The organism is Pseudomonas sp. MWU16-30323 (genome assembly GCF_020515595.1).
GTDB classification, from domain to species: Bacteria; Pseudomonadota; Gammaproteobacteria; order Pseudomonadales; family Pseudomonadaceae; genus Aquipseudomonas; species Aquipseudomonas yamanorum.
Map to the genome: position 1 here is coordinate 1 of NZ_JAIWYM010000009.1, position 13,282 is coordinate 13,282.

15 protein-coding genes are annotated in these 13,282 nt (G+C 60.8%); 5 read left to right on the top strand and 10 right to left on the bottom strand.

Annotated elements, in window-relative coordinates:
• Positions 1 to 32: 32 nt before the first annotated feature.
• Positions 33 to 746: a tellurite resistance TerB family protein gene (locus tag LIY45_RS12870; protein WP_226476546.1), complete on the bottom strand. Its 714-nt coding sequence runs from the start codon at positions 744 to 746 to the stop codon at positions 33 to 35.
• Between the two features lie 112 nt (positions 747 to 858).
• A complete protein-coding gene (locus tag LIY45_RS12875) occupies positions 859 to 1,071 on the bottom strand; it encodes a hypothetical protein (protein ID WP_226476547.1) in 213 nt (70 codons plus the stop codon).
• Positions 1,072 to 1,213: 142 nt separating this feature from the next.
• Between LIY45_RS12875 and LIY45_RS12880 the strand changes: the two genes are divergently transcribed.
• Positions 1,214 to 2,839, top strand: coding sequence for a glucan biosynthesis protein D (locus tag LIY45_RS12880; RefSeq protein WP_026078137.1), 1,626 nt, complete (start codon positions 1,214 to 1,216; stop codon positions 2,837 to 2,839).
• A 45-nt stretch (positions 2,840 to 2,884) separates the two neighbouring features.
• Here LIY45_RS12880 and LIY45_RS12885 read toward each other — a convergent pair whose 3' ends face one another.
• The 6 genes from LIY45_RS12885 to LIY45_RS12910 all read right to left on the bottom strand — a co-directional run bounded on the left by LIY45_RS12885 (position 2,885) and on the right by LIY45_RS12910 (position 8,083).
• Positions 2,885 to 3,070, bottom strand: a complete 186-nt coding sequence (locus tag LIY45_RS12885) for a hypothetical protein (protein WP_226476548.1) — start codon at positions 3,068 to 3,070, stop codon at positions 2,885 to 2,887.
• A gap of 197 nt (positions 3,071 to 3,267) precedes the next feature.
• A complete protein-coding gene (locus LIY45_RS12890) occupies positions 3,268 to 3,804 on the bottom strand; it encodes a GNAT family N-acetyltransferase (RefSeq protein ID WP_226476549.1) in 537 nt (178 codons plus the stop codon).
• On the bottom strand, positions 3,788 to 4,288 hold the full coding sequence (locus LIY45_RS12895; protein WP_226476550.1) for an ATP-binding protein: 501 nt from the start codon (positions 4,286 to 4,288) through the stop codon (positions 3,788 to 3,790). Before LIY45_RS12895 ends, LIY45_RS12890 begins: the two co-directional genes overlap by 17 nt.
• 81 nt (positions 4,289 to 4,369) lie before the next feature.
• The gene (locus LIY45_RS12900; RefSeq protein WP_003209564.1) at positions 4,370 to 5,476 is read right to left on the bottom strand and encodes an NADH:flavin oxidoreductase/NADH oxidase; all 1,107 of its coding nucleotides are present in this window, start codon (positions 5,474 to 5,476) and stop codon (positions 4,370 to 4,372) included.
• Positions 5,477 to 5,627: 151 nt separating this feature from the next.
• Entirely contained in the window at positions 5,628 to 7,337 is a 1,710-nt protein-coding gene (gene recJ / locus LIY45_RS12905) for a single-stranded-DNA-specific exonuclease RecJ (RefSeq protein ID WP_076017504.1), read from the bottom strand.
• Positions 7,338 to 7,540: 203 nt separating this feature from the next.
• Positions 7,541 to 8,083 carry a YaeQ family protein gene (locus tag LIY45_RS12910; RefSeq protein WP_003209567.1) on the bottom strand — a complete coding sequence of 181 codons (543 nt, stop codon included), beginning with the start codon at positions 8,081 to 8,083 and terminating at the stop codon, positions 7,541 to 7,543.
• A 145-nt stretch (positions 8,084 to 8,228) separates the two neighbouring features.
• Here LIY45_RS12910 and LIY45_RS12915 point away from each other — a divergent pair, with 145 nt between their 5' ends.
• A complete protein-coding gene (locus tag LIY45_RS12915; protein ID WP_226476551.1) occupies positions 8,229 to 9,428 on the top strand; it encodes a CaiB/BaiF CoA-transferase family protein in 1,200 nt (399 codons plus the stop codon).
• A complete protein-coding gene (locus LIY45_RS12920; protein WP_226476552.1) occupies positions 9,428 to 10,306 on the top strand; it encodes a TIGR02285 family protein in 879 nt (292 codons plus the stop codon). The genes LIY45_RS12915 and LIY45_RS12920 overlap by 1 nt, the downstream gene beginning before the upstream one ends.
• Positions 10,307 to 10,477: 171 nt before the next feature.
• Here the strand turns inward: LIY45_RS12920 and LIY45_RS12925 are convergent, their stop codons facing one another.
• The gene (locus LIY45_RS12925) at positions 10,478 to 10,762 is read right to left on the bottom strand and encodes a DUF3509 domain-containing protein (protein WP_017478706.1); all 285 of its coding nucleotides are present in this window, start codon (positions 10,760 to 10,762) and stop codon (positions 10,478 to 10,480) included.
• Between the two features lie 293 nt (positions 10,763 to 11,055).
• On the opposite strand from LIY45_RS12925, the gene LIY45_RS12930 reads away from it, so the two are divergent.
• Positions 11,056 to 11,256 (top strand): hypothetical protein, encoded by a 201-nt coding sequence (locus LIY45_RS12930; protein ID WP_010176820.1) that lies wholly within the window; start codon positions 11,056 to 11,058, stop codon positions 11,254 to 11,256.
• Between the two features lie 149 nt (positions 11,257 to 11,405).
• Positions 11,406 to 12,059: a response regulator transcription factor gene (locus LIY45_RS12935; protein ID WP_017478705.1), complete on the top strand. Its 654-nt coding sequence runs from the start codon at positions 11,406 to 11,408 to the stop codon at positions 12,057 to 12,059.
• On the opposite strand, the gene LIY45_RS12940 is transcribed toward LIY45_RS12935, so the two are convergent.
• Entirely contained in the window at positions 12,028 to 13,272 is a 1,245-nt protein-coding gene (locus tag LIY45_RS12940; RefSeq protein WP_226476553.1) for an EAL domain-containing response regulator, read from the bottom strand. The two genes, LIY45_RS12935 and LIY45_RS12940, sit on opposite strands and share 32 nt — an antisense overlap.
• Between the last annotated feature and the right edge of the window lie 10 nt (positions 13,273 to 13,282).

Sequence of the window (13,282 nt, forward strand, 5' to 3'; positions counted from 1 at the left end):
CGCCGTTACCTAAATAACGGATATGTACACAATCAAACCACCACAGCCTGCCGCACCTGCTTCTCCAGTTCAGCCTTCAACCCAGGCTCCAACTTAAGCTGCCGCGCCAACTCATCGAGATAAGCCTTCTCCATGAAGTTCTCCTCATCCACCAACATCACACTGGCAATATACATCTCGGCAGCCAACTCCGGAGTGCTGGCAGCCCGAGCCACATCCGCCGGATCCAGGGGCTTGTTAAGTTCAGCATGCAACCACTGCTGCAACTCACGGTCGTTGTCCAGTTTCACAAACTCCCCTTCGATCAACGCCCGCTCACGCTCGTCCACATGCCCGTCAGCCTTGGCCGCAGCCACCAGCGCCTTCAAAATCCCCTGGCTGTGCTGCTCCACCTGAGCCGGCGGCAGGCGGTCGATGGTCTGCGGCTCCCCCTGAGGCGCACCGGCCTGCTGCGCCTGCCAGTTGCCATACGCTTTGTAGGCAATCACCCCCAACGCCGCCAACCCACCGTAGGTCAGCGCCTTACCGCCAAACTTGCGGGCTTTCTTGTTGCCCAGCAACAACCCCATGGCACCGGCCGCAAGGGCCCCACCACCGGCACCGCCGAGCAAGCTACCCAGCCCGCCGCCGCCCAGCAGGCCGCCAAGGGCACCTTTGTCATCTGACTTGCGCTGCCCGCCAGCCTTGTTCTGCAACATGTCCTGGCCGGATTTGAGCAGTTGATCGAGCAATCCACGGGTATTCATTCACAGCCTCCAGAAACTAGGGTTCACAGGACCAATAGGCCCCCAGCGTAAAACTAAGTGCCAAAAACCCCCGATCTAGAGTGCTTCCAGATGTAACGCGCTTACCCCTCAATTAAAACGATATGCACTCGAACAAATCCTGCGCCAGGCGCACCTGATCCTTGCCACTGTCAACAACGCCAAGCGCAGCCTGCAAGTGGGCTAATCCCTGTGAATGATCGTTCCCACGCTCTGCGTGGGAATGCATCTCGTGGCGCTCCGCGCCACAACGCTTAGCAGAAACGTCTTGTTTCACATGCAACGCCATCAACACGCCATCAATCATTTTTCCTTCCGCACCGAACCGCTTAAGCTATTTGGCATCTGTTTAATGTCCGTTGCGTTTGGCCGAAGGCATGTCCGAACCGTTTTCCTTGATCCAGCACGTGCCAGGAACGGCGCGGGATTGTTCACGACAGGTTGTATTTATGCACCGCAGGAATTTGCTCAAAGCGTCCATGGCCATTGCGGCTTACACCGGTCTATCGGCCAGTGGCCTGCTGGCCGCCCAAGCCTGGGCGGGCAATCGCGCCGCTGACGGCGAGGCCCAGGCCTTTGATTTCGAGGCGCTGAAGATCCAGGCCAAGCAGTTGGCCGGCAATCGCTATCAGGACACCAAGCAGGTATTGCCACCGACCCTGGCGACCATGACCCCACAGAATTTCAATGCCATCGGCTACGACGGCAAGCATTCGCTGTGGAAAGAATTGAACGGCCAGCTGGACGTGCAGTTCTTCCACGTCGGCATGGGTTTCAAGACGCCGGTGCGCATGTACAGCGTCGACCCGAAAACCCGCCAGGCCCGCGAGGTGCACTTCCGCCCTTCGCTGTTCAACTATGAAAAAACCACGGTAGACACCAAGCAGCTGACCGGCGACCTGGGTTTCTCCGGCTTCAAGCTGTTCAAGGCCCCGGAACTGGACCGCCATGACGTGCTGTCCTTCCTCGGCGCCAGTTACTTCCGCGCGGTGGATTCCACCGGCCAGTACGGCCTTTCCGCACGCGGCCTGGCCATCGATACCTACGCGAAGAAGCGCGAGGAATTCCCGGACTTCACCAAGTTCTGGTTCGAAACCCCGGACAAGGACAGCACCCGCTTCGTGGTCTACGCCCTGCTGGATTCGCCAAGCGCCACTGGTGCCTACCGCTTCGATATCGACTGCCAGGCCAACCAGGTGGTGATGGGCATCGACGCCCACATCAACGCACGCACCGCCATCGAGCAATTGGGCATCGCGCCGATGACCAGCATGTTCAGCTGCGGCACGGTTGAGCGGCGGATGTGCGACACGATCCACCCGCAGATCCACGATTCGGATCGCCTGGCCATGTGGCGCGGCAATGGCGAGTGGATCTGCCGCCCGCTGAACAACCCGGCCACCCTGCAATTCAACGCGTTTGCCGACACCGATCCGAAAGGCTTCGGCTTGGTGCAGACCGACCATGAGTTCGCCAGCTACCAGGACACCGTGGACTGGTACAGCAAGCGCCCAAGCCTGTGGGTAGAACCTACAACTGCGTGGGGCGAAGGCTCTATCGACCTGTTGGAAATTCCTACAACCGGCGAAACCCTGGACAACATCGTGGCCTTCTGGACCCCGAAGAAACCCGTGGCAGCCGGCGAATCCCTGAACTACGGCTACAAGCTCTACTGGAGCGCCCTACCGCCGGTCAGCACGCCACTGGCGCAGGTCAACGCCACCCGTTCGGGCATGGGCGGCTTTACCGAAGGTTGGGCACCGGGGGAGCATTACCCTGAAGTCTGGGCGCGGCGCTTTGCGGTGGACTTCAATGGCGGCGGGCTGGATCGGTTGCCTGAAGGCACCGGGATCGAGCCGGTGGTGACGTGCTCCCATGGCGAGGTCAAAGACTTCAGCGTATTGGTCCTGGATGCCATCAAGGGCTATCGAATCCTGTTTGATTGGTACCCCACCAGCGACAGCGTCGAGCCGGTTGAACTGCGACTGTTCATCCGCACCCAGGACCGCACCTTGAGCGAAACCTGGCTGTACCAGTACTTCCCACCGGCTCCAGACAAGCGCAAGTACACCTGATACCGAACGTTCCCACGCTTGCGTGGGAACGTCCCTTCGGCGCTTTCAGAACCGCGAAATACTCTTCATTGCCCCGATCAAGTACCGCATCGCCACCTGATCACTCTCGGTCAGGGCGCGGTACTGTTCCAGCAATTCCGCCTCGTCCGAACTCAACCGCCGGCCACGCAACGACATGCGTCGGGCCAGAAAGGACGACACAACACCCGCAACACCATAAGACTTGGCCATGGACTGTCTCCTCGTATCAATCGACTGCTCCTGGTTGCCCATAACCTCATCCCGTGGTTCGACCCGCGAGGTTCATCAAGCCGACTTCCTGGGCCAGAAATCAGACTTACTGTAAGCGTAGAAACTATCTTGCCGGGCGTGAGATTTTTTTAGAGTAATCACTTAAAAAAATGCTTATAGGGCAGTGACCTACAGCGTTATCCCACAAGTGGCCGGTAGAGGTGGATGTCGTCCGGTTCCTGTTGATACAGCTCGGGATCCGGCTGCTTGAGCAGGTGGCAGCCATGCCGGAGATAGAACTCCACCGTGTTGCGCGACTCGGTGGCCGATACGTAGAGCGCCTCGGCCCCCGCCGTGCGGGCGTGCTCACAGGCCAGGGCAAACAGCTGGCCACCCAGGCCCAGGCCACGGGCACCATGGCTCACATGCAAGAACTTGAGCTGGCGCATGCGCAGGCCCTGGTTGTGGATAACCCGGTTGTCCACCACTACGGCGGCCAGCAACGTTTGGCCGTCGAACACCCCGTGCAGCCAGCCGCCGCGCTTCAGGCACGCGTGCAGGGCCACGGCATCCTGCTCGGCTTCGCCCTCAGGCCAGCCGTGCATGTCGTGGTGCTCGGGGTATAGCCGCAACTCACCGTGTTCCACGCGATAACACTCGTCGACCCGTTCGGTGCGGTCAATCAGCGCCAGCAACGGCAGGTCTTTTTCGGCCAGGTCACGCTTGATCAACATGCTGTGTGTCCGAGGGCTGATAGTGAACAAGGTTGAAGGCTTCCCCAGGCGTTGGCGCCTCGAAATAGCCGGTGATCAAATCGAACTGGGCATCACTGGTTTCAAACGCGTGGGTACCGGCAGCATTGCGTGCACGCAGGCGTGCCTTGCAGACCTCGTCCGGCACGTCCAGGTAATGCAATTGGTGATCGGCGCCCGCGCCCTCGAACAAAGACCGCATCCAGCGACGGCTGGCCAGGGTGTTGGCGGGAAAATCCAGCACCACCGAGACGCCGGCCTTGAGCAACGAAATGATATGGGCCGTCAACGCATCGCGCAGGTGGCCGGTGCAGCGCACGTAGTCGCCCAGAGCCTGGATCTGTCCGGGATAAAGGCGTGACAGCCACTCATCCTCGCTGATCAATACCGTCTGGGGAGCCTGCGACAACTGCTGGGTCAGGGTCGATTTGCCGGATGCGATTTTGCCGCAGATCAGGTGCAACATGAGTTTCTCCGGTATTGAAGCCAATAAAAAACCCGCCGGTTCAAGGGCGGGCTTTCATGTTTACCACGATTGCTGTGCAGATCAATCCCGCAAATCGGACTCATGAATCGGCTGGTCGCGATGGGTGGCCCGCTGATACTGCGCCGGCCAGGTCGCCTTGCGCCCACCCAGGTCGTCGTCGGCATGCAACGGCCAGTACGGGTCACGCAGCAGCTCACGGGCAAGGAAGATGATATCGGCCTGGCAAGTACGCAGGATGTGCTCGGCCTGGGCGGGCTCTGTAATCATGCCCACAGTGCCGGTGGCGATCCCCGATTCTTTGCGCACACGCTCGGCGAAGCGGGTCTGGTAACCGGGGCCGGTCGGAATCTCCGCATTGGCCGCGGTGCCGCCGGAGGAGACGTCGATCAGGTCGACGCCCAAGTCTTTCAGGCGGCGCGCCAGTTCGACGGTTTCATCCGGGTTCCAGCCGTCTTCGACCCAGTCGGTGGCCGAGACCCGCACAAACAGCGGCAGCTCTTGGGGCCAGGCTTCACGCACCGCCGTGGTCACTTGCAGCACCAGGCGGATGCGGTTTTCGAACGAGCCGCCGTATTGGTCCTGACGCTGGTTGCTCAGGGGCGAAAGAAACTGATGCAGCAGGTAGCCATGGGCTGCGTGGATTTCCGCCACTTTGAAACCGGCGGTCAACGCGCGCTTGGCGGCAGCGACGAAGTCAGCGATCACTTGCTGGATCTGCCCTTCGTCCAGTTGCTTGGGTGAAGTGTGCTGCGGATCGAAGGCAATCGGCGAAGGCCCCACCGGCACCCAACCCCCATCTTCCGGCTTAACGCTGCCGTGCTTGCCGATCCATGGCCGGTGCGTGCTGGCCTTGCGCCCGGCGTGGGCCAGTTGAATGCCCGCCACCGCGCCTTGGGCGTTGATGAAGCGCGTGATGCGTTGCAGGGGTTCGATCTGTTCGTCGTTCCACAGGCCCAGGTCCTGGGCGGTGATGCGGCCATCGGCAGTCACGGCGGTGGCTTCGGTAAAGATCAGCCCGGCGCCACCGACGGCACGGCTGCCGAGGTGCACCAGGTGCCAGTCATTGGCCAGGCCATCGACGCTGGAATACTGGCACATCGGCGAAACGGCGATGCGGTTGAGCAGGGTCAGTTGGCGCAGGGTATAGGGTTCAAGCAGCAGACTCATGGGGCACCTCTTTTATGCAGTGGGCAGGCTCCAGGGTTCTGTTTGAAAGGTCGACGAAAAACCCGTCCCCGGCGGGCTGAAATAAGACAAGGTCACAAGACCGATCACACAGTGCTTAGAGACTAGTCGACAACAGAGGATTGCACAGGGTTCAGCGTGGCTCGATATGGGCAATCATCAGTTGCACGGTTTCCTGACCACGGAACTCGTTCACGTCGAGCTTGTAGGCCAGTTCCACCCAGCGAATGGTCGGGTTGGGCCAGATCTCGCGGTCGATACCGAACGCAATGCCATCGAGTTTCACCGATCCACACTCGCTCTTGAGCACCACTTTCAGATGCCGCTCGCCGACGACACGCTGCTCCACCAACTGGAACACCCCGTGAAACAACGGCTCGGGAAAATGCTGCCCCCACGGCCCGGCGTTGCGCAGGGCGCGGGCCAGTTCCAGGTGAAACTCTTCAACTGCCAGGGTGCCGTCGGACAGCAGCCGGCCAGTCAGGTCTTCTTCACGCAGTTGGCGGCGCACTTCGGCGTCAAAGGCTTCGGCGAACAGTGGGAAGTTGGCCTCGGGCAAGGTCAGCCCCGCCGCCATGGCGTGGCCGCCGTACTTGGCGATCAGCGTTGGGTGCTGGCTGGCCACCACGGCCAGCGCGTCACGGATATGAAAGCCCGGCACGGAACGTCCGGAGCCCTTGAGCAGGCCATCCCCGGCATCGGCAAAGGCGATGGTCGGGCGGAAGTAGCGCTCTTTCATCCGCGAGGCGAGGATGCCGATCACGCCCTGATGCCATTCCGGGTCGAACAGGCACAAGCCATACGGCATCGACTCCACCGGCAAATCCTTGAGCTGGGCCAGGGCCTCACGCTGCATGCCTTGTTCGATGGATTTACGGTCCTGGTTCATGCCGTCCAGTTGCGCGGCCATTTCCCGGGCGGCGGCGAAATCCGAAGTGAGCAGGCATTCGATGCCCAGGCTCATGTCATCCAGGCGACCGGCGGCGTTGAGGCGCGGGCCGAGGATAAAGCCGAGGTCGGTAGAGGTGATGCGGGCGTGATCGCGCTTGGCCACTTCGAGGATCGCCTTGATCCCCGGGCGAGCGCGACCGGCACGAATGCGTTCCAGGCCTTGATAGACCAGGATGCGGTTGTTGGCGTCCAGCGGGACCACGTCGGCCACGCTGCCCAGGGCCACCAGGTCCAGCAGCTCACCGATGTTCGGCTGCGGCTTGTTCTCGTACCAGCCAAGGCTGCGCAAACGCGCGCGCAGGGCCATCAGCACGTAGAAGATCACGCCTACACCGGCCAACGCCTTGCTGGGAAATTCACAGCCTGGCTGGTTCGGGTTGACGATCGCATCCGCCGCCGGCAGTTCATCGCCGGGCAAGTGGTGGTCGGTAACCAGTACCTTGAGCCCCGCCGCTTTCGCGGCCGCCACGCCTTCGACGCTGGAGATGCCGTTGTCCACGGTGATCAGCAGCTGTGGCTCGCGCTGCAGGGCCACCGCGACGATTTCCGGGGTCAGGCCGTAACCGTATTCGAAACGGTTGGGCACCAGGTAGTCGACGTGGGCGGCCCCCAACAAACGCAGGCCCAGGGTGCCCACGGTGCTGGCGGTGGCGCCATCGGCGTCGAAGTCACCCACGATCAGGATTCGCTGGCGCTGTTCCAGGGCCGTCACCAGCAGGTCCACGGCGGCATCGATGCCCTTGAGCTGCTGATACGGAATCAGCCGCGCCAGGCTTTTATCCAGCTCGGCTTCCGATTGCACCCCGCGTGCGGCGTAGAGACGGGTCAACAACGGTGGCAATTCACCGAGGAATGGCAGGACGGCGGGCAACGGGCGAGGATCGATACGCATGGGGTGACGGAAGCTTCTCTTTAATACAGCGTTGAAAATTAATGCTGAAAACAGCGGTGATCCCTTGTGGGAGCTGTCGAGCCCCGGCGAGGCTGCGATGGGATCACCTCGGTGTACCTGTCAGACTGCAGCGCCTGCATCGCAGCCTCGCTGAAGCTCGACAGCTCCCACACTCGACCAGCGTCCGATCAGTTATCGACGTTTCAGCCGCGCTCGCCAGCCAGCCATTCCAGCTGGACTTCGTGCTGGCCACGGTCGTCAGTCACGAAGATCGTGCCTTCGCTGATCATCACGTCCCACTTGATCACCCGGGGCATGTCCTTGGCCAGGACTTCCAGGATTTCCTGGGGTACGGCGGCGATGCTCACGTTTTTCAGGTTCTTCGCCACCGGCACCACTTTGCCTTCCCAGACGCGCAAGCTGCCATAGGCCAGCAAGGTGGTGCGTTCGGTACGGCGGGAACACCAGGTCAGGCGGTCCGCGTCCGGCTGGCCGACTTCGATCCAGTGCAGGACGCGGTCATCCAGGCTTTTTTCCCACAGCGCTGGCTCGTCTACATCTGACAGGCCACGACCAAAAGACAACTGTTCGTTGTAGAAAAGTGCGTAGGCCAGCAGGCGCACGGTCATGCGCTCTTCGGTTTCCGAAGGGTGGCGGGCGATGGTCTGCTTGACGCTCTCGTACACCGAACGATCAAGGTCGGTGAGGTTGAGTTCAAACTTGTAGGTCGTGGACGGCTGGGCCATGAACGGACTTCTAGAGACAGGGAAAGGCGGCAAGTCTAACCGATGGCGAGGTGATTCAACGAATCCTGCGCTGCATCATCCTTATCACTGCGCCACTCGCCTATGTTAAAAGGCTCACATCCCTGCCCTGCCCGAAAGGTTCCTCATGTCGTTTACCGCCAAACCACTTGCCGGCCTGAAAGTCATCGAACTCGGCACCTTGATCGCCGGCCCGTTTGCGTCCCGCATCTGTGCCGAGTTCGGCGCCGAGGTGATCAAGGTCGAATCCCCGGATGGCGGCGACCCGCTGCGCAAGTGGCGCAAGCTGTATGAAGGCACCTCGCTGTGGTGGTTTGTGCAGGCGCGCAACAAGAAGTCCCTGACCCTGAACCTGAAACACCCGGACGGCCTGGCGATCCTCAAGCAGCTGTTGGCGGATGCCGACATCCTGATTGAGAACTTTCGCCCTGGCGTGCTGGAAAAGCTCGGCCTGAGCTGGGAAACCTTGCACGCCCTGAACCCGAAACTGGTGATGGTGCGCCTGTCGGGCTTTGGCCAGACCGGGCCGATGAAGGACCAGCCTGGGTTTGGTGCGGTGGGCGAATCCATGGGGGGCCTGCGTTACATCACCGGTTTCGAGGACCGCCCGCCGGTGCGCACCGGGATTTCCATCGGTGACTCAATCGCGGCGTTGTGGGCCGTGATCGGCGCGTTGATGGCCCTGCGTCATCGTGAAGTGAACGGCGGACTCGGCCAGGTGGTGGATGTGGCGCTGTATGAGGCGATCTTCGCGATGATGGAAAGTATGATCCCGGAGTTTGACGTATTTGGCTTTATCCGCGAACGCACCGGCAACATCATGCCCGGCATCACGCCGTCCTCGATCCACACCAGCCAAGACGGCAAGCATGTGCAGATCGGCGCCAATGGCGACGCAATCTTCAAGCGGTTCATGTCAGCCATTGGTCGGGACGACCTGGCCAACGACCCGGCCCTGGCCAGCAACGATGGCCGCGACAGTCGGCGCGATGAGTTGTATGGGGTGATTGATCGCTGGGTCAACTCGCTGCCGCTGGAGCAAGTGGTGGAGCAGCTGAACAAGGCCGAAGTCCCCGCCAGCCGAATCTACAGCGCCGAAGACATGCTGGGAGACCCGCAGTTTCTCGCCCGAGAGATGTTCCTCAAGGCCCAACTCCCTGGCGGCAAGGACTTCAAGATGCCCGGCATCGTGCCCAAACTGTCAGACACACCGGGCAGTTGTGAGTGGGTCGGACCAGAGTTGGGCGAACACAACACCATGGTGCTCAATGAATTGGGCTACGACGCAGCCGCCATTACCCGCCTGCGTGAGAATGGCGCGATCTGATGGCCCGGCGCTTCATCATTCGCCTGTGCCTGCTGGGTTCACTGCTCGGGGCGTGGCCGCTATCAAGCCAGGCCCAGGGCACCTTGATCTGGCTGCTGCGTGATCTGCCGCCCGTGACAATTTTCGACGGCCCGCAAAAGGGCCAGGGTGCCCTCGACCAACTGCTGCCGATACTTGCCGAGCATATGCCGGAGTATCGACACAGGACCCTCCACGTGAACCGCGCCCGCGGCATGCAAATGCTCCGCGACCCAGACACGCTGACGTGCGACCCGTCCCTGCTGCGGACAGCAGAACGCGCAAAAACCATTGTATTTTCTGCCCAGGCCTTTGCGACGGTGAGCAATGGGGTGACCATCCGCCAGGGTCAGCGGGCAGCGCTGGCGCCGTTTGTGGTGGACGGAATGTTCGACCTGGAGGCGTTTTTGAATGCCCGGGATGCGCGCCTTGGCATCATCGCCGAACGCAGTTACGGCGCCCTTATCGATGAAGCCCTCAAGCACGCCAGTATTCACAAGCTGGCACCGCATTACGGCAATGACGCCCTCGGCAGCCTGCTGCAAATGCAGCGCAAGGAGCGGCTGGAGGCGGTGTTGGGTTACTGGACAGAAGTTCGCTATCAGGCGCTGCAACAGGGCATCGATCCCCAGGACCTGATTTTTTATCCCATCAAGGGCACCCCGCCCTATCAACTGACCCATATCGGCTGCACGGATACGGCAGCAGGACGCGAGGCTATCGAGCGGATCAATCAGGTACTGCGCGAGATCCCGCAGGAGCAACTGCGGCAGTCCTACGCCTCTTGGCTCGACCCGGTCATGCGTGAGCAATACCTGCAAGACAACCCGACGTTTTTCCAGGAGGCCCCCGGCCCATGACAAATCGCGGGCAAAAAGAAACCCCGAGCAGTGGGGAGACAACTCGGGGTTAATAAGGGCCTAAAAAGACCAGTAACAACGAGCCACAAGCACCGGAGCACAATGCTTGATCTCGCTGTTACAAAATCTGACTCGCCTTACCGTAGGAAGGTTCCCAACAAAAATAAATCTTCATGCACAGGCATTCGGCCGAGTCAGGGCCGCATTGCGCAGGGCTGCCATGACCGAGGGTTCCAGGCGTCCTTCGGCGATCATCAGGTCGCGGTGCAAGCAATCCACCACATCCACCAACGCACGCTTGTCGGTCAATTGCGCCTGGTCGACTTCACGTTCGACCACGATGGCACCGGCCGGATTCTTTACGGTTACCAGGCATTCGCCCTGCACACCCGAGGTGGTCAGCGTGACCTGATAAGGGCTCAGTGCTTCACCGAGCAATAGGCTGATACTTTCCATCTCGATCACCACTCAATAGTTCGGGAACAATCGTGTAAACGGGAGCTGCATCTATCCTAAGTGACTATTTGTGTCGTAGGAAAGTTCGCTTTTTCGTCTTTCAAGGGTTGCCGGGGGATGACGTGTCCAGCATGCGCTTGCAACATGACAACCAAAAAACGGCAGCACATAACTGCTTACTCAATGAGTTGCCGTTCTGGCGCTGATGCCGAGGGTGAATCCTATACTCGGTGAGTGCGGGTCACGCGGCCACACAGGCCTATCAAAAGCCCCCATTTCGAAGGATGACGACCATGCTGGAACACAACAAAGAGCAGGCTGTACTAGAGAAAATTCACGCTGACATATCACGAATTTATGCCGAACAACGCAAGCTCAACGCAGAATCCCACAAGATAACCCGTGAGAATTTCTGGTACCCCGTGGGTATCGCCATAGGCTTCTTCACGGCTGTCGGGACCGTCATGGCAATCGCGCAAAAGCTACTCGCGTAAACGCCCCCTACGACCAGGGCTGCCTGAAACGCAACCGCCGCTAACCCAAGGAAGGGAAAGCGGCGTTGTTTTGCCGATCGTTAAAACGCCACTCCGGCCATCCCTCCCATTAACAGGCTAGAATCCCCGAATTGCCCCGGGAGCCTGTATTGAAAGAAGCGTCTGATAAGCCATTGCGCATCGTCCTCGCCGACGACCATCCGATTTTCCTCATCGGTCTGCGGGCGGTCCTGGAACGTGACGAGAGGCTGACCATCGTCGGTGAGGCCAACTCACCCCAGGCCCTTGGCGAACTGCTGCAACAGTGTGCCTGTGACCTCCTGGTGACCGACTTCATGATGCCCGCCGAGCCCCAGGCCGACGGCTTGCGCCTGATCGAACAACTGCGCCGGCATCACCCGACCCTGCCCATCGTGGTGGTGACCATGCTCAATAACGCCGGGTTGTTCCACGCCATCCTGGAATTGGGGGTCATGGGCCTTCTGAGCAAGGCCAGTCTGGCGGATGAACTGCCTGAAGCCATCCGCCAGGTACGCCAGCAGCGACGCTATGTGGCCCAGACCATTCGCCAGTCACTGAACCTCGCCGGTGTCGATCGGGTGCACTCCCAGGATCAACTGTCCCCCCGTGAACTGGAAGTCATTCGCCTGCTGGCCGGCGGCTTGACGGTAGGCGAGATCGCCGCGAATCTTCATCGCAGCAAACAGACCGTCAGCGCGCAAAAAGTCAGCGCCATGCGCAAGCTGGGCCTGAGCAACGACGCGGCGTTATTTATCTATGTGCAGGAACACGGACTGGCCTAGCCTGAAACGCGATCCACTGTTTCAGTGCCTCGGCATCCATGGGCCGGGCGATAAAGCAGCCTTGCAACCACGCAGCCCCCAACTCACTCACCGCGTGATAATCGGCGGCACTTTCAACCCCGGTCACCACCACCCCCACACCCAGTCGCCCCGCCATGCTCATGGCGCCGGCAACCACTGCGGCCTTGCGATCGTCCCTGGCCATGCCGCTGGCAAACGCCGGCGGGATCTTCAATTCGCTGAAGGGTAATTCCAGCAAGCGTTGCAGGCTGGTGCCGCCCACGCCGAAATCACCAATGGACAGCTTGCACCCCATCATCCGCAAACGCAGCAAGCCGGTGACATGGGCGCTGTCGGTGTTCAAGCGCGAGGTTTCCACCAGTTCCAGGGTCAGGCCATGAGCCGGCACGCCGTGAAGTTGCAGCAAGCCTTGCAGCACTTGGGGAAAGTGCGCGCGCTCCAGCATGCGCCCCGGGATATTCACCGCCACCGGCAGCGCCTGGCCGGTTTCGCGCATGACGTGTGCCGCCAGGCCCAGCGCTTGCTCCAACACGTGCCAGGTAAACGCCTCTTCCATGCCGGCAAACTCCAGCACCGGTAGAAACTCATCAGGCAACAGCAGCCCGCCTTCAGGAAGCTGCCAGCGGGCCAGCGCTTCAACACCTTGCAACGCACCTGCCTGGCTGACGATAGGCTGATACCAGACCGTGCCACAGCGTGCGATAACCGCCTGGCTCAGATCCGCCGAGGGCGGCAACAACTCGATTTCGCTCAAGCCCAGCAACTGTCGCACCCGCTCCCAGGACATCGCCTGTGGCCCGGGACGCAAGCGCTCCCGGCACGCCGTCAAGACCTGCCCGATCAGGGTGGCCGACGCAGGCTTGGGCAAACAACCCAGCACGTTTAGCCCCAATTGCCGCGCCATATTCGCCACGCCTTCCAGCACATCCGGCTCGGCGTTGCTCAGCAGAATCAACACTTGGGCCTGGCGACGCTCGGCCATTTCCCGAATCAACTCCAGGCCATCGCCCTGCTCCAGGTACAGATCGCAAATCGCGATATCCACCGCGCCCTTGCTCTGCAGTGACTGCCGAGCGGCGTCAACCGTTTCGGCAGTGCGCACATTGAATACGCCGTTGGCATTGAGCATCTGATGCAGGGCCATCAGTTGGAACGGGTTGTCTTCGAGGATCAGGACGTTGAGGGAGCGCATGAACACTTTA

What these genes read in the sequence shown, in the direction of transcription:
- LIY45_RS12940 (WP_226476553.1), bottom strand. Translation starts at nt 13,272, where the DNA reads ATGCGCTCCCTCAACGTCCTGATCCTCGAAGACAACCCGTTCCAACTG.
- LIY45_RS12870 (WP_226476546.1), bottom strand. Translation starts at nt 746, where the DNA reads ATGAATACCCGTGGATTGCTCGATCAACTGCTCAAATCCGGCCAGGAC.
- recJ (WP_076017504.1), bottom strand. Translation starts at nt 7,337, where the DNA reads ATGCGTATCGATCCTCGCCCGTTGCCCGCCGTCCTGCCATTCCTCGGT.
- LIY45_RS12875 (WP_226476547.1), bottom strand. Translation starts at nt 1,071, where the DNA reads ATGATTGATGGCGTGTTGATGGCGTTGCATGTGAAACAAGACGTTTCT.
- LIY45_RS12930 (WP_010176820.1), top strand. Translation starts at nt 11,056, where the DNA reads ATGCTGGAACACAACAAAGAGCAGGCTGTACTAGAGAAAATTCACGCT.
- LIY45_RS12900 (WP_003209564.1), bottom strand. Translation starts at nt 5,476, where the DNA reads ATGAGTCTGCTGCTTGAACCCTATACCCTGCGCCAACTGACCCTGCTC.
- LIY45_RS12885 (WP_226476548.1), bottom strand. Translation starts at nt 3,070, where the DNA reads ATGGCCAAGTCTTATGGTGTTGCGGGTGTTGTGTCGTCCTTTCTGGCC.
- LIY45_RS12880 (WP_026078137.1), top strand. Translation starts at nt 1,214, where the DNA reads ATGCACCGCAGGAATTTGCTCAAAGCGTCCATGGCCATTGCGGCTTAC.
- LIY45_RS12915 (WP_226476551.1), top strand. Translation starts at nt 8,229, where the DNA reads ATGTCGTTTACCGCCAAACCACTTGCCGGCCTGAAAGTCATCGAACTC.
- LIY45_RS12920 (WP_226476552.1), top strand. Translation starts at nt 9,428, where the DNA reads ATGGCCCGGCGCTTCATCATTCGCCTGTGCCTGCTGGGTTCACTGCTC.
- LIY45_RS12910 (WP_003209567.1), bottom strand. Translation starts at nt 8,083, where the DNA reads ATGGCCCAGCCGTCCACGACCTACAAGTTTGAACTCAACCTCACCGAC.
- LIY45_RS12890 (WP_226476549.1), bottom strand. Translation starts at nt 3,804, where the DNA reads ATGTTGATCAAGCGTGACCTGGCCGAAAAAGACCTGCCGTTGCTGGCG.
- LIY45_RS12925 (WP_017478706.1), bottom strand. Translation starts at nt 10,762, where the DNA reads ATGGAAAGTATCAGCCTATTGCTCGGTGAAGCACTGAGCCCTTATCAG.
- LIY45_RS12895 (WP_226476550.1), bottom strand. Translation starts at nt 4,288, where the DNA reads ATGTTGCACCTGATCTGCGGCAAAATCGCATCCGGCAAATCGACCCTG.